The 19320-nt window shown below is 68.6% G+C and carries 17 protein-coding genes and 1 pseudogene; 1 reads left to right on the top strand and 17 read right to left on the bottom strand.

The annotated features are described in order from the left end of the window. Positions 1-131: 131 nt before the first annotated feature. The 3 genes from ABD808_RS37235 to ABD808_RS37225 all read right to left on the bottom strand — a co-directional run bounded on the left by ABD808_RS37235 (position 132) and on the right by ABD808_RS37225 (position 2702). Positions 132-518, bottom strand: coding sequence for a hypothetical protein (locus tag ABD808_RS37235; RefSeq protein ID WP_344907876.1), 387 nt, complete (start codon positions 516-518; stop codon positions 132-134). Between the two features lie 105 nt (positions 519-623). Next, the gene (locus ABD808_RS37230) at positions 624-1607 is read right to left on the bottom strand and encodes a MarR family transcriptional regulator (protein ID WP_344907873.1); all 984 of its coding nucleotides are present in this window, start codon (positions 1605-1607) and stop codon (positions 624-626) included. 666 nt (positions 1608-2273) lie between these two features. Further along, positions 2274-2702, bottom strand: coding sequence for an ATP-binding protein (locus ABD808_RS37225; RefSeq protein ID WP_344907870.1), 429 nt, complete (start codon positions 2700-2702; stop codon positions 2274-2276). A gap of 297 nt (positions 2703-2999) precedes the next feature. On the opposite strand from ABD808_RS37225, the gene ABD808_RS37220 reads away from it, so the two are divergent. Next, a complete protein-coding gene (locus tag ABD808_RS37220) occupies positions 3000-3749 on the top strand; it encodes an FkbM family methyltransferase (protein ID WP_344907867.1) in 750 nt (249 codons plus the stop codon). Here the strand turns inward: ABD808_RS37220 and ABD808_RS37215 are convergent. The 14 genes and pseudogenes from ABD808_RS37215 to ABD808_RS37150 form a co-directional block, all read right to left on the bottom strand. Continuing rightward, positions 3733-7194: a hypothetical protein gene (locus ABD808_RS37215; protein WP_344907865.1), complete on the bottom strand. Its 3462-nt coding sequence runs from the start codon at positions 7192-7194 to the stop codon at positions 3733-3735. The two genes, ABD808_RS37220 and ABD808_RS37215, sit on opposite strands and share 17 nt — an antisense overlap. A gap of 116 nt (positions 7195-7310) precedes the next feature. Continuing rightward, on the bottom strand, positions 7311-10052 hold the full coding sequence (locus ABD808_RS37210; RefSeq protein WP_344907862.1) for an AfsR/SARP family transcriptional regulator: 2742 nt from the start codon (positions 10050-10052) through the stop codon (positions 7311-7313). Continuing rightward, on the bottom strand, positions 10049-10444 hold the full coding sequence (locus tag ABD808_RS37205; RefSeq protein WP_344907859.1) for a pilus assembly protein TadG-related protein: 396 nt from the start codon (positions 10442-10444) through the stop codon (positions 10049-10051). The genes ABD808_RS37210 and ABD808_RS37205 overlap by 4 nt, the downstream gene beginning before the upstream one ends. Before the next feature lie 62 nt (positions 10445-10506). After that, on the bottom strand, positions 10507-10935 hold the full coding sequence (locus ABD808_RS37200) for a TadE/TadG family type IV pilus assembly protein (protein ID WP_344907856.1): 429 nt from the start codon (positions 10933-10935) through the stop codon (positions 10507-10509). 20 nt (positions 10936-10955) lie between these two features. After that, positions 10956-11351, bottom strand: coding sequence for a TadE/TadG family type IV pilus assembly protein (locus ABD808_RS37195; protein WP_344907853.1), 396 nt, complete (start codon positions 11349-11351; stop codon positions 10956-10958). Then, positions 11348-11572, bottom strand: coding sequence for a hypothetical protein (locus tag ABD808_RS37190; RefSeq protein WP_344907850.1), 225 nt, complete (start codon positions 11570-11572; stop codon positions 11348-11350). Before ABD808_RS37190 ends, ABD808_RS37195 begins: the two co-directional genes overlap by 4 nt. A 35-nt stretch (positions 11573-11607) precedes the next feature. Beyond that, complete coding sequence (locus ABD808_RS37185) at positions 11608-12399, bottom strand: hypothetical protein (RefSeq protein WP_344907847.1); 792 nt, start codon at positions 12397-12399, stop codon at positions 11608-11610. A 95-nt stretch (positions 12400-12494) separates the two neighbouring features. Further along, the gene (locus tag ABD808_RS37180; protein ID WP_344907844.1) at positions 12495-13313 is read right to left on the bottom strand and encodes a type II secretion system F family protein; all 819 of its coding nucleotides are present in this window, start codon (positions 13311-13313) and stop codon (positions 12495-12497) included. A gap of 68 nt (positions 13314-13381) precedes the next feature. Continuing rightward, positions 13382-14695 (bottom strand): TadA family conjugal transfer-associated ATPase, encoded by a 1314-nt coding sequence (locus ABD808_RS37175; protein WP_344907841.1) that lies wholly within the window; start codon positions 14693-14695, stop codon positions 13382-13384. 53 nt (positions 14696-14748) lie between these two features. Continuing rightward, entirely contained in the window at positions 14749-15516 is a 768-nt protein-coding gene (locus ABD808_RS37170) for a transcriptional regulator (protein WP_344907838.1), read from the bottom strand. A gap of 44 nt (positions 15517-15560) precedes the next feature. Next, the gene (locus tag ABD808_RS37165) at positions 15561-16244 is read right to left on the bottom strand and encodes an SAF domain-containing protein (protein WP_344907835.1); all 684 of its coding nucleotides are present in this window, start codon (positions 16242-16244) and stop codon (positions 15561-15563) included. A 788-nt stretch (positions 16245-17032) separates the two neighbouring features. Continuing rightward, positions 17033-17608, bottom strand: a complete 576-nt coding sequence (locus ABD808_RS37160; protein WP_344907832.1) for a hypothetical protein — start codon at positions 17606-17608, stop codon at positions 17033-17035. Positions 17609-18223: 615 nt separating this feature from the next. After that, positions 18224-18501, bottom strand: a pseudogene (locus ABD808_RS37155) (transposase); the annotation flags it as partial. Between the two features lie 96 nt (positions 18502-18597). Further along, on the bottom strand, positions 18598-18999 hold the full coding sequence (locus tag ABD808_RS37150) for a transposase (protein ID WP_344907829.1): 402 nt from the start codon (positions 18997-18999) through the stop codon (positions 18598-18600). Positions 19000-19320 lie beyond the last annotated feature (321 nt).

Below are 19320 nucleotides of genomic sequence, written 5' to 3'. Positions count from 1 at the left end.
CGCGCACGGGGCCGCACGGACGGCGGCGCGCACGGGGCCGCACGGACGGCGGCGCGCACGGGGCCCGGGTGGCGTTCCGCCTACCCGGGCCCCTTACCGCGCGTGGTGCGGTGTGTCCTGTCCCTGCCGGTCTACCGGCGCTTGATGCCACCGCCCATGAGGCGACATGCGCGCTCGTCGTCGGTGTTCAGGAAGATGACCGGTAGTTCGGTGACGCCGGTCTGTCGTGCCTTGTAGATTCGGTGCCACCCGTCGATCACGATCGGTGTGCCCACGTCCGGGAGCGGGACGGCCAGCAGTGGGCGGGACAGGTCTACCGTTTCCGCATATTGGGCGTCGATCCGGATGAGTGCGCAGAGTGCGCTGATATCTGACACGTTCGTCTGGGTGATGGGGTAGCGGGTTGCGGCGCGTGCGGCGGCCGCGACGTCCCAGGCCCAGCCGAGTAGGACGAACACCTGGTCGTCGGGGTCGTGTTCGGTGTCGTTGGAGGTCGTGCCGGTCGCGTCACCGGACATGTAGCGTCTCCTTCGTCATGACAGCCTCTTTCACGTTGGGGTGGGGTCGTGAGACCCGGGTCATGACGGGGCGGACGGGCCCTTACCCGTCCGCCCCGCCTACGGTCACTCGGTGTTCGTGCCGTCGGCGTCGCCGATAGGAGCGGCCACGTGGGTGGTGGCCGGGGTGGCGGCGCGGAACCGGCGGGGGCGTTCACACGTCAGGACGGCCTCGCCGCGCCCGACGAGGGTGTCGAGGGAATTGGCGACGGCGCCGGATGAGCGGTCCAGGACTTTGGCGATCTCGCCGGGTGTGAATTCTTTGTCCGGGTGCGCGTTCAGGTGATTGGCGACCAGGGGCCGCAGCGGCGACGGCGCCCCACGGTCGCCGGTCGCGCGCGGCGTGCGCACGCTCGTGCGGGTACCGGCGCGTGTGGTGCGGCGGACGCTACCGGCGTAGCGGGCTATGTCCTCCATCCCGCGCGTGACCCGTTCGTCGTCGTCAGCGGCTATCGCGGCGAGGGTGGTGGTGACCGTGCTCAGCAGGTCGGTCAGGATCACGCGCGCGGTTTCGCGCTGCTCGGCCCTGCGTAGTTCGGCGTCGACCCGTGCGCGCCGTTCGGCCTCCTCCTCCTGTGCCTGGCGTAGTGATTCGGTCGCCGCCGCGCGCCGGTCGGCCTCTTCCGACAGCACCTGCATGGCGGTAGCGAGGGTGTCGGGTGAGATGACACCCGTCCCGGTAGTGGCGTCCGCTGCCGACGTGTCGGTGCCGCTGTCGTCCGCCGGGGCGGCCGCGTGGTTGTCGCTAGCCCCGGTGGTGGCCGTGGGGGCGGCCGGGGCCCACACGTCCGGGGTGCGGCCCCGACCGGTGCCCTGACCGGGCGCCCGGACGGCGAGCCCGGCGTCCGCGAACGCCGCCAGGGCTTTGGTCACGGTCGCGCGGCTGACCCCGGACGCCTCAGCCAGCGCCGACACCGTCACACCGTCCGGCGCGGCGTTCAGCGCGTCCCACACGGCCTCGGCCGCCCCGGTCGGACGTCCGCCCGTCGCACTGTCCGCCGGGGCGGTGCTGGCCGTTTCAGCGGTCACGGTGGTGTTGATGTTCGCCATTGTTCCTACCTCCGAAATGGCGGCCGAATTGGGCGGGGCTTTCCCGCCCGGCGTCGTCCGCCATGACGACCATTTCTCGATAGCGCGGGGAATGCAACACGGAGCGCCGATGAATTTCGTCACCGGGACGGCTGGATAGGCTTACCTCGGTAAACAAGAATTTAATGATCAGGCCGGGCTCGGCGACCTCGGCCGGGGTGCGGGCATTCTGATTCGTCAGCGCATCATGCTCGCGTGTTCCGGATTCGCCCGGTCGCGTGATCTCGACTCGGGCAGCGCGGCGCGTGCGCCTCGCTCCACCTTAAGACGACAGACAATGCCACCGGCGCTCGCGCACTGGGTGGTTGGCGCGGGACGCGGAAAGGGGGGCTTCCGGTTGGAAGTCGGTGAATACTTGGACCGGGTGATCGGCGAATGTTTCTTCACACGAACGAACCGACCCTATGCATGTTCCTCTTGAGGGATATCCGGGTGCACCGTCGCCCCACCCGAGGCGCGCGTTGACCTGCGGCAACGTCGGTGCGGACGGGGGGCGGCCATAGGCAACCCCCCGGTTGCTCCCCCGCTCTCGCCCCCGGTTGCCCCGCTTGCCTGGGGCTCGCGGGCAGGCGAAGGCCCCGCCCGCGCCTGGCCTGATGCGCGGACGGGGCCTTGGTGTGTTCGGCCTCAGCTCGGAGGGCGTGGCAAGCCGTTAGGGACGGGCCAGCCCGCAGGTGGGTGCTTCGGCGTGACCTTCGGCGGGTTGTCGCGGGACTGGCCGGTTCGGTCCAAGCCCGCCCAGACGGTGTGGCCTTCGGCTGGGTTTCCGTCGATACCGAACACCGTGGCCATCTGCGTGACCGCCCACAGGCCACGTCCATCCTCGTTCTCCGGCAGTGGAACGTCACGCGAGTGTTCCTTTACTACGGGACACCCGTGTCCGCCGAGGTCACTGACACCGATATAGGCCAGGTCATCGAGCAGCAACTCGACGGCGAAGCTGCCCTTGTGTTCGCCCGACCGGCTGTGTCGTACGGCGTTCGTGGCCAATTCTGTTACCACGAAGCCCACCTTATGGTCGATCTCGAGATCGGCGAACAGTAGCACCGTGAACATTCGCGTGAGCGGAACCTGATCTACCCGCCCCGCGAAGATGCGGCACCAGTACTGCGGCCTGCTCACCCCCGTCGCGGGTTCGCGACTGAGCCTAGACATTCCCTGTATTCCCCCTCACCGGCCGCCCCGTCGCCGCATTTCTATTAGCGGCGAACTCGCGCAGCGAACCGGCCACCATCAAGGAACAGCTCGAATCGATTAGTCAAGCCTACAATTAAAGGTGTCCCAAGAGGACAACTTCGATAGAATGCTCGCGTAGTTGGACGACAAAGTTGAAGTGGCCGTAGGTTGGCGCGTGTGAGCAATTACGACTTGATCGCGTATGCGGGCAACGCGGAGGATGTCGTACTGATGCGCGCCTTCGCTGGGCAACGGGACGGGTTCTTCGTGGACGTCGGCGCCGGTGAGCCCGCCAGCGGTTCGCTGACCAAGAACCTCGTGGACGGCCTTGGCTGGCGGGGCGTCAATGTTGAGCCGTTGCCTGAGCGGCACGCACGCCTTGAGCAGGCCCGGCCAAGCGACGTCAACCTGTGCCTGGCGGTGGGAGACCAGCCAGGCACTGCGGTGTTCTTCCGGGTCGTCCCAGGTCCGGGGCGGACTGGTGGCGGTGGTCTCAGCACATTGCGCAGGGACGTTCTGGACGCGCATCTTGCGGACGGTTGGCGCTACGAGGAACTGCGCGTCGAGGTCGTCAGGCTGGAGACGATCCTTGACGCGCACGGCGAACGGGGGTTCGACCTGTTGAAGGTCGATGTGGAGGGGGCGGAGGCCGCTGTGTTGCGGTCTGCGGATCTGCGGGTGTGGCGGCCACGGGTGATCGTGGTGGAGGCTACTGTTCCGCTGACGGCTCGGCCGAGCCACCAGGAGTGGGAACCCTATGTCTTGGCGGCCGGGTACAGGTTGGCGTTGTTCGACGGCCTCAACCGTTTCTACGCACGCGACGACGAGGACGAGCTGCGGGAGCGGCTCGCTGTGCCCGCGAATGTGCTGGACAACTACATCCCGTACGCATGTGCCCGCCGGGCCGGGCTCATCGGGCCAGAGTGAGCAGGTCAGGATGGTGGTCGTGGAGCCACCGCCTGATCCATGCGCCGTCGGTTTCGGCGAGGCCGAGGGACGGGCTGTCGATGAAGCGGCGCACCATCATCAGCGGCAGCAGCGCGGCCAAGGCATCCTGGTCGACGGCATCGCCGCCATAGCCCTCGATGAGGGGGCCGGGTTCGGCACCGCGCGGCATGTCGACCGCCAATGACCAGGCCAGGTCGAGCATCGGTGGGCCGGACTCGGTGGCGCCCGGGTCCAGGAGTCCGGTGAGGGTGTCGCCGTCGAACAGCGTGTTGTGGCACACCGCGACGTCGCCGTGGATCGCGGTCATGGGGAGCCCTTCGCAGGCCGCGCCGATGTGTTCGGCGAGGGCCGGGTAGGTTTCCGGGGCCGTCGATCGCGCCCAGCCCAGCAGGACGCCCAGCGCGCCAGGATCGTCCAGCCGCAGACCGTCGCCGGGCGGTCGTGAGTGCCAGAGTCGCAGTTGGCGGCCGAGCTCCCGCTGGCGCGCGGGTGTCGGACGGTCCGTGGACGTGCCAGGAAGGCGTTCCAGAACCGCCCACCACGCCTCCCCCGCGGTTCCGTCGTCCAGTAGCCGTGGTGCCCGGACGCCTGTTGTGGTGTGTAGTTCCTCGAAATTGCGGACGGTCTCCAGCCGTTCGTGCAGGCGCCGACGGACCTTCACCACCGTCCGCTCGCCCGGTACGACGCCATCCGCGCCGAGCCTCCCCAGCGCGGCGTCCAAGTCGCGGTGGCCGTCGAACGCCGGGCTGGTCAGCGCGCCTCGGACCGCCGCCTCTACGAGTGGGTCGAGTATGCGGCCGGTCGGGATCAGTGCGCGGCGGTCGCCGATGTCCAGCGGACCGCAGATCGCCTCCCGTAGCCGGGTCAGCGCGTGCGACCAGCGGTGGCGCGCGTCGTCAGGATCGCCCAGCCACTCGACGGCGCTGAAGTCGGCGTCCAGCCCAGCCCATGATCGAGTTACCGGCACCCAGACGGGCAAGCAGTCCTCGCCCAGGCTCCGCGCGGTACGGGTAGCCTGCTCCATTCGGCCAGCGGAGGCGTCCAGCAGGACGCTGAGCGCCTCGACGGGCAGTAGTTCGCGTGCGGCCCCGAGTTCCCCGAACCTGCGCGCCGCCGTTTCGAGGAGCCCTACGGCGGTGCGGCCTTCACCGCGAAGGGCTCGCGCCATCGCTTCGGCCATGTCGCACTGGGCGAGTCCGATCGGTTCACCGGCGGAGCGGTTCAGTTCACGCGCGCGGCCGAGTAGTGACAGGGTGCGCTCTGGGTCGTACCACATCAGCGCCAGCAGGAGGTGCCGTAGTGCACGCGCCTCCCACAGCGGCGCGCTGGCTTCGCGGGCCGCTGCCAAGGTCGACTCGAAGAAGGCGGCCGCCTCGGCGAACCGGGCGTTCTGAAGGTGGGTGTGGCCGAGCAGGTCGGCGGCCCGCACTTGGTCGGGCCCCGACTGCGACGCGCCGTCCATCAGCCGTGCGACGGAGCGGTAGTCGCTGCGGCGTAGCGCGTTGTCGGCCAGGCCGAATCGAGCGCTCGCGCCGATCAGGGAGGCGGGCTCGATGCCGGACAGGTGGTCGGCTGCCTCGTCCACCCGGCCGATGATGTGCGCGCGGCTCGCCAGCTCGTGCCGGTAGTAGTCGGAGTATGGGCCGTCGGGTTCGCCGATCAGTTGGCGCAGTGTGCGGTAGCGGTCCTCGGCGTTGATGTCTCCGCGTGCCGTCAGTCGCGCGACGGCGGTCAGCCGGGCCAAGTCCTTCGAGCCGGGCAACTCGGGGAGGGACACCAGCACCTGCCCATGTCCGAGCACCGTGAGGCTGTAGGCGAGGTCACCCAGGGTTTTGGGCGCCAGCCGGTGCTCGTTCGCCGCGTGCAGGACCAGCAGGAACGCCGCCACGCATCGCCTGCTCCGTACGCCCAGCGGCACGGGATGGTCGGGGTCGTCGTCCCAGACTTCCAGTGCGGCGCGTGTCAGATGCTCGATCGCGCGTTCGGCGTTGTGGGCCCTCTCCTGCTGTGTCCAGCCGTCGTCGGTGTCGGCGTCGCATTCGATGACGCTTCGGCGCAGGTTCTTGTGCAGCCGGTACGGGGGCCAGACCGTCTCGTCCCGCCGGACGAACGGGCGTTGCACGAACCGTTCGATCTGCCGGAGCCGCAGATGTGGCAGCGCCGCGTGCAGGACGTCCTCGTCGAACGCCTCCAGCAGTGCCGCCGCCCGCAACAGGTCACGGTCGGGGGCCGACAGGTCCCGCATCGTCCGCAGCACCAGTTCGGGGAACCCGAGCCCGAACGCGTCGGCGGGCGGCGCCTCGCCCCGCGCGAGGTACTGCCCGAACAACCCGGCCGACAGATCGAGGTACAGCGGTGACCCGCCTGATCCCGCGATGATCCGTTCCCGGATGTCGGACCCGATCGCGGGGGTTCCGTCCACGGTGAGCCGCGCGGTCAGATACGCCTCTGCTGACACCCGGTCGAACCCGTGCAGGCCGAGCTGGTCGCCATCGGCCAGGCCGGGCCAGCGGCGCTCGCCGCCGTAGGTCAGCGCGACGGCCCTCGCCGGGTCATGCCAGCGCAGCGCGAGCCGTCCGGCCGCCACGAACACGACGTTCGGCATCAGGTACACCAGCCGCGAAACCAGGTCCTCCAGGCCGCCGCGCTCAGCGGGCAGTCGCTGAACGTTCTCGAGCGTGTCCAGTACGCACAGCGCCAACGCTGGACGCTTTTGGCGTGCTCGTTCCAGGTCGGCGGCCAGCAGCACCGGCATGTATCCCAGCATCCGGTCGGGGTCCTGCTCGGACAGGATCGGGTCGAGTGCGGGCAGGTCGGCGCGCAGCCGTTTCAGCCGTGCCTTCTGGGTCGCGGTCCGGCCGAGCATGTTCACGGCCCGGTACGCCACCGACACCACGCCGAAGCCGCCGAGGAGCTGATCGACGGCGGAGCCGACCTGTTCGGCGACGCCGAGCGAGTCCGCCGCGTTCTCCTTCCGAAGGAACCCGGTCAGTGATTCGCCTGGATGTTTGCGTTGCCAGTAGACGGCCAACGCCACGTCGAACGCGGGCCACGACTTGGCGAGCGGCGCGAGCGCGGCGCGCAGCCGCAGCAGAACGGACTCGAAGCTCGAACTGGCCGGGTCGGCGAAGTCCAGGACCGCGTGCGCGCCGTGTCGCGGTAGCCCGTCCAGGTCACCGCTCACAGCGAGATTCGCGACGTGCCTAGCCAGGGTGGACTTGCCGATCCCGCCCTCGCCGCACACCGCGATGAGGTTGGACGCCGGGCGCTGGAAGTCGAGCAGTTCGTCGACCGTCCATGATCGTTCGGTCAGGCGAGCGAATCGGTCCCGAAAGGCCCTGATCTGGGCTTCCCGGTTAGTGAAGACGTTCTGTACTTCGAATGGAGCGCGCGGCCCGAAGCTGAAGAACTGGTCGACGTCCACGCCGATAGCCGATCACATCCCCTCAGTCATGACAACGCGGCCTTCCCGCTCACGCACGGGTCGGCTGCTCGCGTGCAGCCGAAGCCCACACGTGTGATGTGTGCTGCGCCTAGCCGTCAGTGTCGATCTGGCGTTGGCGTCCGAGGTTTCACGAGCCTATGCGTCTCCTCTTCGGGTTCGGCGTCGATCTCGGCGAGGCGGGCCGCGAGGAGCTGGTAGGTATGGCGGACATCATCTGGACGGCCCAGTCGGGTTTGTAGCCGCATGACGCGCCGGTACAGGGCCTCGGAGTAGGGATCGAGGGTGGTGGCCTTTTCCAGCGCCGACAGTGCCCGCTCCGGATCACCCTCCTGAACGCGCCGGGCGAGGTCGGTGAGTGCGTTGGCGACCGTGCGGCGCAGGTACTCGCGGTGCCTCTCGGCCCACTCCTGCGCGAGGTCGCTGGCGAACTCACCGGCGCAACAGTCGGCGACAAGCGAGAGCGCCTTGACTCGATCCGCGTCGTCGGTGGCCCGCTGAGCATCGGCGAGAGCGGCGGTGAGTCGCCAAAGGTCGATGTCGACGAGATCAGGGTCGATGCGGTACCAGCCGGCGCTGTGGACGACGTACATGGGCTCGGTGAGACCGGTAGCGGCCCGCAGGACGCTGCGGATATTGCCAACGGCGGTGTTGAACTTCGGGACGACGCCGTCTGGGTTGTCATCTGGCCAAAGGTCGGCGCTCGCCCGGTCGCGGGTGACGCCGCCCGGATGCAGCGCGAGATAGGTGAGCAGATCACGGGCACGCTGCCGCAACCCCGTCTTGATCGGACCGTCGACGGTGTGCAGGCGGACACGCCCGAGCACGTCCAGGCGGACCGGTGGACGCCGCGTCCCGTCCGATGGGCGCGGAGGCGGGACGATCGGCAAGGCAACGCGCGGCCCAGCTTCGGCAGCGGTGTCCGCGTCCGGTGGCGGGGACACGACATCCGCTTCGCTACCGGTGGCGGTTCGGACGGTCCGCAGCATGCCCACCGCGTCGCCAATGGTCAGTTGGAACAGGCGAGCGCCGGTGAACCGGTCGGCGTCGGGGCCGCGCGCGTCCAGAACGGTCGCGTCGCTGGCGAGTACCACGCTGGTGCCGGGCGGCCAGGCTCCGAGGACGAGGACGCCGATGCCGTAGCGGCAGCCGAACGCTCCGATGGCTTCCAAGGGGGCCCTGCACGCGGACACCGAGGCGACCAGCAACACGGTGGGCAGGGGCTCGGCGGGATCATCGGCGCGCAGCGCGGACACGTCGGGCTGGTCAGTCATCTCAAAGATTCGGGCACGCCGCAGAAGTTCTGCCTCCAGATGGCCGGTGGCCTCAACAACGGACGGCGTGATGGTCAAGCCTTCGAGCACCGTGGACAGGTCGTTGATGTCTTCGCCCGGGAAGAGCGCTTGCGCGTCGGCCCGCGGGATGAGGATCTCCGCGCGGTCGCGGTGGGCCTTGGCCAGGAGTTCGGTGGTGATGGCGCGGGCGGTGGCGTGCGCGCCGTCTCCGGACAGGCCGAGGTTGAGTCCGTGCAGGGGAATGGTGACGGCCTTGTCGTCGCGGGTGCCGACGATGAGGTGGTCGGGTTCTGTGGCCAGCAGGTCCTTACGAACGAGTTCCGGATCGGACGGGATCGGTTCGTCGCGGTCGGCGTAGGTGTCCAGGTGCGCCTTGCGGGCTGTGCGGACAGGTTCCGCGAACGGAGGCTCGGGAGCGTGGCCGGTCGAGTCCGGGTCGGTTGCCAATGGACGTCGGCGACGCCGGTGCAGGCGAGTGGCGGCCACCGCCACCGCGAGAGCGGCGGCGAGCCCAAGACCGATGCGCGAACCAGACGGAAGGGAGATCGCCAGCGGCGAGGCTGACTCGTCCTGGTCGGTCGAAGCCGATGGCGTCGGGCTTGCCGGGTGCTCGACGGGCGGTGCCACGACCGGGCTCCGCACCTCCGATGACGTCGCTCTCTCGGACGTTGGGCCGGGCCGAGGCGGTGTTCGGTTGTCGTTCGCCTCGCCCCGCTCGGACGGTGCCGGGGGACTGGCTGGGCGCGGCGAGCCAGTTCGTGGTGGTGACGTCGGTTCATCTGTCGCGCGGGCGGCGGGGAGCCGTACGCGCTGCCCCGGCTGGATGACGTCGGGGTCGGTGAGGGATGGGACTCCGTCTGGCTGGTCGATGGTCCGGCTGCTCTTGAAGATCCTTGGATAGAGGGCCCCGGAGCCGTAGGTGCGACGGGCAAGGCTCCAGAGCGTCTCGCCTCGCTTGACGATGTGGGTTCGCCAGGTGCGCTGGTCAGGTTCAGGGTCGAGTGGGGGCTCGTCGGCCAATAGCGGGGTCCAGTTGGACGCGGTCGATCCTGGTGTGTCCTCCCGGCTCGGCGCCGGAGTGTCTTTCGCGTCCGGTCCCGGTTCGGTGGCGTGGACGCTGGTCGCGGCGTGCGCGTGGTTCACGGCGGAGGCCGAAGCGGCGAGGGACGCGGCGGCGGTGAAGGTGAGCGTGGCCGTGGCGACCAGGTCCCGGACCAGCCGTTGCAGCGGTCGGACCGGACGCGGCATGACGGACTTGTGGCGTCCGACCAGGTAGTTGATCGCCTCAGCGCAGACGCTGACGATGAACATGCCCCACGCGGCCCAGCCGATGAGGAGGACCGTGGCCAGGAACAGGCTCTGGTCGGTGTCGGGCCGCATCAGGGTCGTGGTGATCTCGTCCCATGAGGGAGCCCGGTCCGGAAGAGGGGACCCGTACATGGCGTACAGGGCGACCGGGCACCCGACCAGCAAGAACACGAAGACCACAAGGGCACCGAGACCCCGTAGGAAATCGACGAGGCGGCTGCGTCCGTCATACGTCACGGCTGGTGGGGTCCTTCCACTCCAGTGGTCAGATTCGCGCTCGCTGCACCGTCGCCATGCAGGGTGGAAATCCCGATCAGGGTCAGAAACCGCGCAGGTCGCGTGGTGGAGACATGAACGCGGATGGTGCGCCGTCCGGCTATGGCCACGGTGCCGGTGTAGCCGCTGGCCCGCAGGTAGGACCGCGCCGCCCGCATCGCGGACTCACGGTCGACCACGAACTGCCCACGGGCGTAAGCACGGTCCCGGTCGATTCGTCCGGCGCCAGCGCGGGCGGCCTCCTGGGCGACGGTGTTGGCGTCCTGCCGCGCTTCGAGCGCCTGCTCGAAGTCGACGACGGCACCGAAGAACACCACGACGACCAACGTGATGATGACGGCGAAGACGCTCACACTCCCACTTTCAGACGACCACCCAAACGCGCGTGCGCGCCGCCGTGTCCAAGGAGCGACGCTCATCGGGCCGCCCGGTAGGGGTCAATCGGAGACCGGTGGGTCTTGGTGACCGTCCGGGCACCGGGCATCCCGGGCAGCCCGACGTCGCTGAGCTGGATGACGCAGGTCACCCGCGCGGATACGGTGGCTGGTTGCCCGACCGGGCGGTTGAAGCCCGACAGGTCGAGCCGGACGGACGGCGTGCAGTGCAGGCCCCGGTCGCGCAGGGTGTTCATCGCGCTGGCGTTCGCCTCGGCCCGCGCCTGACGCGCGGTGCGGGCGATGGACGCCTGCCGCGCGGCGTCAGCGGCCGCCTGCGCGACCACGGCGCTGCCGTGCGTCACCCGCATGACCACGAGCAGCCCAGCCAGAAACGCTATGAACACCGGCGCGAGGATCGCGGTCTCCACCACGGCGTTACCCGCGTCCCCCGCCAGACGCTCACCCACCCGCGCTCTCCTTCGCACGGTCACGCGGGCCCCGGCGTGGAGAAGCGTTCACGGGCACCGCGCGCGGTCCTGGAAACGGTGATGCTGACGCCCGGCAACAACGAAGGCGCCCGCCCGGTAACCCGCACGGAGACCGTGTTCGCGCCGGACACGGTAACCGCAGGGCTCCGCAGCACGGGCTCTTCGCGAGCGAAGGACACCGCGACGGCGCGTCCTTGCGCGAACGTGCCATGGCGGGCACGCGCGACGCGAAGCCCCTCCTCGGCGGACGACTGCGCCACGTCACGGGCCACTGACACCATCACCGCCTGCACGAGCGCCAGGAAGAGCAGGCCCACGACGGGGAAGGTGATCGCCGTCGCGACGGTCGCCGACCCCTTGTCACCCCGACGTCGTCCTCGTCCCAGCGTGTTCATGGGCCGCTGGCGCCGGGAATCTTGTTGATCCAGCCGTGCACCTTGTTCGACACGGCCAGGTAGACGACGAACGCCAACCCGGCGAAGCCCGCCACGATGATGATCGTCTCGACCACCCCGGAGCCCCGGTCGCCCCGGTTCCGCGACTCGGCGGCGAGGCGTCGCCCCCGGTCGTGGACGGCGAGTGCGACGCGGAGCGCCACAGCGTTGAGCGTGTTCATGGTCCCCCGATGTGTCGGTGTGGAAGTCCGGGCGCTCAGCCGGACGCCAGAAGTTTGGAGAAGAACGGGAAGCCGACCAGGATCACGAAACCGAGCATGAGCAGGCTGGTCGGCACCCACATCGTGGTGGTGCGGGCGTTGGCCTCGGAACGCGCGGCGGCCGACGCCTCGTGCCGCATGGAGGTGATCTTGGCGACCAGGACGTCGTGCATCTTCGCGCCCTCGCTCCCGGCGATCTCAGCCGTATGCGCGAGGTCGATCAGATCGCGGACGCCGATCTCCTCACCGAGCCGCGCGAGCGCACGCCAGGGCTGCTGCTGGGCATGCCGGGCGCGCGTCAACGCCTCGTGAACACGCCGGAACGGCCACCCCTCGGTGATCTTCGCCGGGTTCTCCAGCGCGGCATTCAACGCGGCTCCCGCTTCCCGCTCCAGGACGACGAGCTGAAGGTAGGACGTGAAGGCATACCGGAAGTCGCGGCGGCGCTGACGAGCCTGGGATCGCACGTTCCAGTCCGGGACCAGCCACAGGATCACGGCCAGGGCGAGCCCGGCAACGACAGGAAACGTCCACGACGGTGTGCCTCCGGCCAACGCCACCAGGCCCGTGAACACGGACGGCACGACGAGCCCGGTGACGAACAGGGCCAGCTTGTCGAGCATGAACCGCTCGACCGGACGTCCGAGCAACGCCAGGTCAGTCCGGGGCAGGGCGAGCAACCCGGCCGGACGCACGACATGATCCGCCAACCACCGTCCGACACCTTCGCGGGTGCTCAGATCATCGACGGGCAGCGGGTGGTTCGGCACGGGCAGGATACGAGCCAACGCGGCATCCAGGCGAGGAGGCGCAGGCCATAGCTCGCGGGCGAACACGATGATGCCGAGAGCACCCACCCATCCGGCGACAGCAGCGAGTACAGTCACAGCCCGGCCCCCCGCTCAGAGGCCCCGCGAGGGTCAGGCTTGCGCAAGAATCTCGCGCCGGTCGACAAGACGGCCAGCCGCCGCATCCACCACAGACCAGCCCCGTAGATCGCCGCGACCACGGCCAGTACCGTCTGCCCCAGCGGAGTGCCGTAGGGATCGGCGAACGTCTGAGACGAGGCGAACAACACGCTCAAGACGACAACGGACGCGACGATGACGACCAGCGTCGTACGCAACCCGGCGCGTTCGGCCTCAACATCGCGACGGACGAGAACCTCGTGCTCGACGGCGTCGGCCAGCATGCTCAACGCCTCCCGCGTCCCAGGTCCACGGCGACGGGCGGCCAGCACCAGCGCGCAGGCGATCAGGTCGGCGATCGGGTCGTCCAGCTCGTCGGCGAACACCCGGAGCGCCTGCTCGGTGTTGGCGTGATTGTTCAGCCGTTCCGCCAGCATCGACACCGGCGCGCGGATCGCCTCGGGCGCGACGCGGGCGCTGTCGGCCAGCGCCTGCTCCAAGCCGCGGCTGGCGCCCATCATCTCCGCCAGCCGCCGGGACCATTGCGCCAAGGCTTCCAGCCGCGTGATCCGACGCTGCGGTTCCCGCCCGGACAGCATCGGCGGAACCGCGTACACCCCGACCCCCACCGCGAGCGCGGCGACCGGCCACCCAGACAGCAGGAACACCACAAGGGCCGCCACCGCAGCGGCGAGCAACCGGTTACGGCGCCCCGGCCACGCCGACGAGCGCAGAAACGTCCGCAACCGCGACGGCGGACGCACTCGCCGCTCTGCCGGCTCGGTCCCCCGCACCCCTGCCACGATCGCGAAGACGGCCCCTGCGGCACATAGGCCGGCCAGGGCGGCAAGCACGCTCACCGCTACCAGCCTCCCCCGTCGGTCGGCTTCATTAGCTCGGGGTCAAGGCCCTGCGCCGTGAGGTCATCCAGGAGCGCGGCGCTGATATGCCCGCCCGCCGGTGTGGCTCGTCCGTCCGGCCCCGCGCTGAAGATCAGATTGCGGGTCGGTTCGACCGAGTCCGCGGGCGGCCCGATCTCCATCACCTGCGACACGAACCGCTCGTTGCTCGCCTGGTCCCGCTCCAGGTAGACGATCAAGGGCTCCGCCAGCCCGAACATCAGATGCACGTCATCGGCGCCGAGGCCGAGATCGGCGCGGCGTCCGAGCTGGACGACACGGCTGAACACGTGTTCCGGCCGGTGGACGTGCAGGGTGCACATCGAGCCGCGCGCCCCGGAGTACATCACCTCCAGCATCGGCGCCAGCTCCCCGTGCCGCGCCTCCCCCACGATCACCCGGTCGGGGTTCAGCCGTAGGCAGGCTGGCACCAGGTCCTGCAACCGGACCTCGCCCGCGCCCTCGGCGTTGGCCTGCCGGGCCTCCATGGCGACGACATCATGGTGGCGGTGCGCCAGACGCGGGTCGTCCAAGAACAGCTCGAAGTCGCTCTCCAACGTGATGACCCGCTCCTCGGGCGCGATCTCGTTGGCCAACGCACGCACCAGCGTCGTCTTCCCGGTGTTGACCTCCCCGCACACGATGACGTTGCGGCGAGCCCGGATCGCCGCCTTCAGAAACGCCTCCAGCGGCTTGGTCAGAGTGCCGAGGTCGGCGAGCTGCCGCAGGGTGACATCGACCAGCCGGTGCACCCGGATCGCCAGATGCGGGCGCCTCGACACCCAGGCCACCACGGCCAGCCGGACACCATCAGAGAGCGCGACATCCAGCAGCGGCGAAGCATGAGAGAACTCACGGCCGGTGTTCCCGCGGCGCGCCAGCAGTTGCACCCACTCGACGAGGTCCTCATCAGTCTCGGCGACCGGCGGCCCCGGTCGCTTGGCGCCGTCGGTGTAGCTGATCCAGGTCTGCCGACAGCCGTTGACGACGATGTTCTCCACGTCGGAGCGATCCAGGAACGGCTGCAACGGCCCGAGCCCGAACCGCCGGTCGAAAACCAGCCGGGCGACGTCGCGCAGCGCCTCGCCCGGGATGACTCGTCCAGACGCCAGCACCTCATGCGACCACGCCTGCACCTGCGCGTCGATCAACTGCCGTGCCCGTACCCGGTCGACGCCGTCGCCCAGGACGTCCACGAGCTGCGCGGAGACCTCACGGACCGCCGCCCACACGTTCGCGTCGTCCACCGCGTCCGGAGGCTCCGCCCCCGTAGACACAGGGCTCGCGTAGTGGGCTCCCTCCGGCTTGGCGGACGTCCACCCCGCCGCCCTCATCGGTCGCCCCGACCAGGAGCACCGACCGTCGACAGAACCGCCCCGCCCTCGTCTTCAGTACCTGTGGACGACGAACCGGCGGTCGCGCGGATGCGTCGACCCAGACACGTGAACGACCGCAAAAGCAGCGAAGCCCTGAAAGTCCTTCGGGGCCGAGCGCCGTCCGAAAGAACCCCGGCATCGGCAGGCGAACACGGCAACTCAGCCAACACCGGAGCGCCAAGAACACGTTCGACCTCAGCAGCGCTATAAGGCCCGTCCGCGATCAGGCACAGCCCGACCATCGCACGATCACCCACCAGGGCCGTCAAGGCGTCGAGTCGCGGGCCCGCGACATCGACCTGCGTCAGCGTCGGCTTCAACACCATGACCACGGCCCGCGCCGCCCGCAGCAAGTCATCCGGGGTGTCCCTACCGCCAATCCGCCCAAGGTCGGCGATCACATCACCCGGCCGCGAAACCAGCGCCTCGGCCAGTCGCCCCCACAACGGCCCCAGGCGCACCCCGTGCCGAGGATCACGGACACCGTGCAGCAACTCCACCGAATCCTCACCGGGGACAGGAAGCACATACTCCTCCAGCGAGAGCCGAGCACGCGGATCCGCCTCGGCAGCCATCGCCAACCCGAGCAGCCCCGGGCCGACCGACTCACGAAGCCGGTCCGCCAAGAAGCCCGGCAGCACACGACGCCCCATGGGATCGCACTCGGCCAGCAGCACCTTGCCCGGCCACGTCATCGCCAGCCCCAACGCGGTAGTAGTCACGCCAGGCGATCCACCCGGTGAGACCACGCAGTACAACGCCATGATCAACCCCGCCTCGCCGTCACCACGAGAACGACCATCCCGGCGGCCGCCTGCCTCGCCACCGCGCTGCTGTCGGCATCAGGCACCATCAACGACACCGTCATCGCGCCCTCGGCATCCGGCCCGTCCACCCCATCGACCACCGCGGCGACATCCCGTAGGACAGTGGTCTGCACGCGGCCCTGCGCGCCGCTCACAGGCTCCTGACCTTGATTGCCGTAGGTGAACACCACACGGACACCCCACCCCGGAGCCAATCCAGGGGGCATCGCACCCGCCTTCAACGGCACGGCCACCAGCGCCCGCCCCGCCGGAGGGCCCTGCTGCGTCGTCACCTGCGACGCCGACAACAACGTCCCCTTCCGCAGACCCACGGCGGCCCGCCGCCCAACGACCTGCTCAAGCTGACGTCCCGGGACCACCGCCATACCCGGCGCCAGCGCCACCCTGACGCTGTCCAAATCAGCCAGGACGACCTCCTGCCCCACCGCGACATCACGCGCCACCCGCACGACCGAAACCCGATCACCCGACGAGCGGAACAGATACACATTGGTCGCCACAGCCAGCACCATCAACAGCACCGCCGCCGCGATCACCCCCGGCCGACGCTGCCGCGCCAGCCGCCTGGACACCGCCGAACCGGCGCCACTGGAAGCCTTGGAACCCGTGGGCCCCGACAGCATTCGGCCACTCGATCTCATACCGACCCTCATCCGTAAAGCGCCTGCGCCTCGGCCACCCGCAACCGGAAAGTCGTCGACCGACTCAACGGCGGCAGCACACCACCCGACCCATCAGAACCACGCCACGTACCGCCCCACAGCACAGTCACTCGCACCCGATAAGCCCGCCCGGGCTCACGCAACGAAGACCGCGCGAAGGTGTAGGAGCAATCAGTCCGCTGAGACGCGGCCGACCGTGACCTGTCATAGACAGTCCCAGGCCCCGAACACCGGACCACCGGCTCCCCGGCCCCCGGATCGATAGTCATGCTCTGCGGCCGAGCAACAACCTCAACCCACACGCTCCGAGCCGCAACGCGATCACTCAGCGAATCCCAGTTCGTCACCCAGAACCACTCCGGCAGACCCACCAGCCCGTCCCTCCGCCGAGGCGGCGCCGTCCGCACTACGGGCGCCGGAATCGGCATACTCGCCCACCTGGTCAACGCCAGCACGGCCGGAGAAACCTTGGCACCCTTGCCGCCCCCATCCGTAGGTGAGCAGACCACCTGCACGTATTTACTCATCTCCTGGCAACTGCGGGGCCTTGGTTCCTGAAGCACGTCCGCGCTGTTCTTCCTTGGCGGAATAGCTGGGGCGTGCCCACCATTGGCTGGCGCGCCGTCATCCCGGACACCGTATTTGTAACCATAGGAGTTCATACCTGGTGGCAGAGGATCCATTGGAACCGATACGACACCCGAAACAAGGACCCCGGCTCCGAGCAAGGAGGCAACAACTTCCACTCGTCAGCACCCTTCGCCAAGCGTGGTCGTTTTGCTGACTCGCCACCGCCCATCAGAGCCCTTCAGCAGCAGTGTCTTGGTCCGCTCCTGCTCGATTCCACGGTTCACCTTTTTTTGCGTAACCGAGTTCAGAAGCCCCGAATCACGAGAGTCCTGGCAGTCGTAAACCGTGGCGCCACTCTCAGTTAGCTGAACGCTTTGTAGGTGAATGATGACGCGACCGTAAGTCGCAATGTTCTGACTCTTCATTTCATCTATACGTCGCAGCACACGCGAAAGCTGAGGATCAATCATGACAGTGGAGAGTTCCTGCTTCCGCGACTCAGCGGGCAGTGAATCTGCGCGATCAAGCATGGCAACGAACTCCGAGTACGCCGACTCCACAGCCCTCTGCTCCGCCACAGTCGAAGACGAGGGCAACGGCGTGCTGGAGTCCGTCAGCGAGGGCAAGGCGACTGCACTCGGCTCACCACCGCACCCAGAGGAGATCAACGCAATCCCCATCAGACCAATCCAGCAGAACCGATGCGCCGCCCAACGAAGGGTACCCGACAACTCCCCACCTTCACGCTCGATCATTGTCACTCTGACGCGAGTCGCCACACCAGGAGCGCGACGACAACGTCGAGCGATCATAGATGGAGCGCGGATGCTTAAGCTACATTTCCAGGCGCCAGGAAAGTAAATCTCTCCACAACAAGATTCAGTCCATCCACCCTCAAACGAACATTATTCACAATCCTCTTCAGTCTGGGCATGCACCATCTTGATAGACATCGGAGGAGCCGCTGCGGCCTACACGAGGCCGTCGACTTGCCAGCCAAACAAGCGAATCAGCAGAAGCATCGTGAGAGTCGCACGCTTCTGCCGGACCTTGAACACAGTGCACCTGCGGGGAGCGGCGCATCCGCGTTCCGGTCAGATCGAAAACACGCCGAACCTCCACAGCAACCGCGCTGCATCCGGGCCAGTCACCTACCCGGCACGTATCGGACCTCGATGGCAGGCCCCGGCACGACTTGGAGAGAGTTCAAATACGACGACACTGTTGGAACACGCGCACGGTTACCTCAGCCAAACCATTCCTGCGCGTGCGCCCGGCCGACCCCATCAGGACCGCAGCCGATCCCCCGTCGTGCGGAACTAGAGGTCGGTGTCGTGGCTGACCGGGCATCCGCCGCGTCGTCCCTTCTTGCGGTTGGCGGCCTGGTCGGCCTTCTCCGGGATTACCGCCTTGATGTGGCGTCTGCGTAGGTAGGCACGGTTGGCACGGGAGGAGTACGCCTTGTCGCCTGCGGCCGCCGCCGGTCGGGTGCGGGGGCGACCGACCGGCCCGCGTACCCGGATCTTGTCCATCACGGGGATAAAGCGGGGACTGTCGGCGGCCTGCCCGGGGGAGAGCACGATCGACAGCGCCGATCGGCCGACAGGTGGATCTTGGTGGTCAGGCCGCCCCGGGACCGGCCCAGGGCGGCGGCCTTCAGCCGGGCCTTAGGGCGCAGGGCGTATCCGGCGTTGGCGCTCGCGCACGGGATCGGGCCGATCCTGGGGCCGCTTGGGCTGCCGATCTACGGGCCTGGTTTGTCCCTTTGGCGCAGCCCCTTTTCCTCGACCACGGCCCGCTCCAGCTCGCAGAGGCGTTCGGGTGCGCCCCTCATCCCGGCGGCGTGGTGATGCGCGCGACAGGTGGTGGAGTCCACGCTGACCAGGTCCAGGTCGACGTCGCCGCGGGCCGCCGCCTGGCTGATCATCGCGTTCATCAGGTTCTCAAAGACGCCCTGGCATGCCCAGGCACGGAACCGATCATAGATCGTCGACCAGTTGCCGTAGCGGTCGGGCACGTCCCGCCACGAGCTGCCGGTCCGGAATCTCCACATCACCGCGTTGAACTGATTGCGCAGGTCACCGATCGGCCCCGACGGTCCCAGCGGCAGGTGCGGTTCGATCAGTTCCCATTCGGTATCGGTCACATCACCACGCGTCACATACCGGTGATACAGCCCGGCACCGACCCAGGGTGAGCGAGTCATCCAACCGTGACCAGCAACAACTGATCCGAACCACGAACAGGCCCTAGTTGATGGGGGTGCTGGCCGGTGGAGATCGATTGCCAGTGGGGCGGTTGATGTTGAAGGTTCTCCGCTTCGACGGTCTGCGGCGACGTGAGTGTCGCCACAGGACAGCGCCTTCCTACTCCGTCGAGGTCCGAGATGCTCGCGGCACCGGAGCAGAGGAGGCTAGCGCCGGCTGTCGGCGGTGCTGGCTAGCGTGACCGGTGAGTGCGTCCAGTC

This window comes from Actinomadura meridiana (assembly GCF_039537545.1).
Lineage (GTDB): Bacteria > Actinomycetota > Actinomycetes > Streptosporangiales > Streptosporangiaceae > Spirillospora > Spirillospora meridiana.
The sequence above is the reverse complement of the archived record's forward strand: the minus strand, read 5'-3'. Positions and strand labels throughout refer to the sequence as shown.

What these genes read in the sequence shown, in the direction of transcription:
- ABD808_RS37235 (WP_344907876.1), bottom strand. Translation starts at nt 518, where the DNA reads ATGTCCGGTGACGCGACCGGCACGACCTCCAACGACACCGAACACGAC.
- ABD808_RS37230 (WP_344907873.1), bottom strand. Translation starts at nt 1,607, where the DNA reads ATGGCGAACATCAACACCACCGTGACCGCTGAAACGGCCAGCACCGCC.
- ABD808_RS37225 (WP_344907870.1), bottom strand. Translation starts at nt 2,702, where the DNA reads ATGTTCACGGTGCTACTGTTCGCCGATCTCGAGATCGACCATAAGGTG.
- ABD808_RS37195 (WP_344907853.1), bottom strand. Translation starts at nt 11,351, where the DNA reads ATGAACACGCTGGGACGAGGACGACGTCGGGGTGACAAGGGGTCGGCG.
- ABD808_RS37190 (WP_344907850.1), bottom strand. Translation starts at nt 11,572, where the DNA reads ATGAACACGCTCAACGCTGTGGCGCTCCGCGTCGCACTCGCCGTCCAC.
- ABD808_RS37165 (WP_344907835.1), bottom strand. Translation starts at nt 16,244, where the DNA reads ATGCTGTCGGGGCCCACGGGTTCCAAGGCTTCCAGTGGCGCCGGTTCG.
- ABD808_RS37160 (WP_344907832.1), bottom strand. Translation starts at nt 17,608, where the DNA reads ATGATCGAGCGTGAAGGTGGGGAGTTGTCGGGTACCCTTCGTTGGGCG.